This window comes from Nonomuraea sp. NPDC049784, assembly GCF_040659615.1.
Lineage (GTDB): Bacteria > Actinomycetota > Actinomycetes > Streptosporangiales > Streptosporangiaceae > Nonomuraea.
Window position 1 is genome coordinate 1 of sequence record NZ_JBFAMX010001251.1, and the last position, 1,233, is coordinate 1,233.

Here is a 1,233-nt window from a genome sequence, read left to right on the forward strand (position 1 = left end):
TCTGCGAGGCCGCCGCCGGGCTGGGGCACTGGGACGGGTCCTTCGAGACGCTGCGTGCCGCCATGCGGCCTTACGACACGGTCGCCGACACCTACCGCGACCAGGGGCTGGGGGCGCGGCGGCCGAGCCGGGTGCACAGCATCGAGGAGCTGCCGCTGGCGCTGGGCTTCCTCGTGATCGCGAAGGGCGACTACCGCGACACCGTGCTGGGCGGCGTCAACTACGGGCGCGACGCCGACTCGATCGCCTCCATGGGCGGGGCCATCGCGGGGGCGCTCGGGGGCCTGGCGGCGATCCCGTCGGAGTGGGTCGGGCAGGTGGGGGCGGCCAGCCGTACGGACCTGGTGGCTCCTGGGCTCGCCATCGCCGAGGTGGCGCGCCGGGTGCACGCCGACGACCTGGAGCGGCGCCGCGGCCACGAGGCCGCCTTCGCCGCCCTGGACCGCGGATGATCCGCCTCACCTGGGTCCAGCCGGAGGACCTGATCGGGCACGAGCTCCGCCAGGCCGCCGAGGACGGCCGGGCGTCCGGTCCCGACGGCGAGCGGGTGCGGGCGATCGCGGCCCGGTGGCGTGCGGCCGGCGGCCACGACGCGCCCCCGCGCGCCGGCGCCTCGGAGCCGGAGGCCGCACGGCTGCGGGGACCGGCGGAGGGGCTGCTGGACGAGCTGGCCGCGATCCCGTCGCCGCTGGACGAGCCCTCTGACCTGGCCGCCATCATCGCGGCCTGCCCGGCCTGGCCGGGCGTCGGGAGCGCGGCGACCGTCGATGGCGAGCCGATGGCGAGGAGCCGGGCAGGGGGCGTTGATCCGGCGCGGGTGCTCGGGGCGTGGCTCGGGCGGGCGGCCGGGTGTGTGCTGGGCAAGCCCGTGGAGAAGATCCCGCGCGAAGGCATCAGGGAGATCGCCGAGGCCACCGGCAACTGGCCCATCCGCGGCTGGTTCACCGCCAAGGGCCTGCCGGACGACGTGGCCCGCCGCTGGCCGTGGAACCGGCGCAGCGCCGTCAACTCGCTCGCCGAGAACATCGACGGCGTCCCCGAGGACGACGACCTCAACTACCCGCTGCTGGCCCTGTCCGTCCTCGAGCGCCACGGCCGCGACTTCACCACCGAGGACGTCGCCAAGCTCTGGCTGGACGAGCTCCCCGCGGGCCGTACGTTCACCGCCGAGCGCGTGGCGTTCCTGCCTCCTTCCGGCTCCGGCGACCACCTCAACTACGCCGCCTACGGTCG

2 protein-coding genes are annotated in these 1,233 nt (G+C 76.1%); both read left to right on the forward strand.

Going from position 1 to position 1,233, the window contains the following annotated elements:
- Positions 1-452, forward strand: a 452-nt coding sequence (locus tag AB0J09_RS65160; protein WP_360714561.1) for an ADP-ribosylglycohydrolase family protein, incomplete at its 5' end; no start/stop codon positions are given.
- Positions 449-1,233, forward strand: a 785-nt coding sequence (locus tag AB0J09_RS65165) for an ADP-ribosylglycohydrolase family protein (RefSeq protein ID WP_360714563.1), incomplete at its 3' end; no start/stop codon positions are given. The genes AB0J09_RS65160 and AB0J09_RS65165, both read left to right, overlap by 4 nt.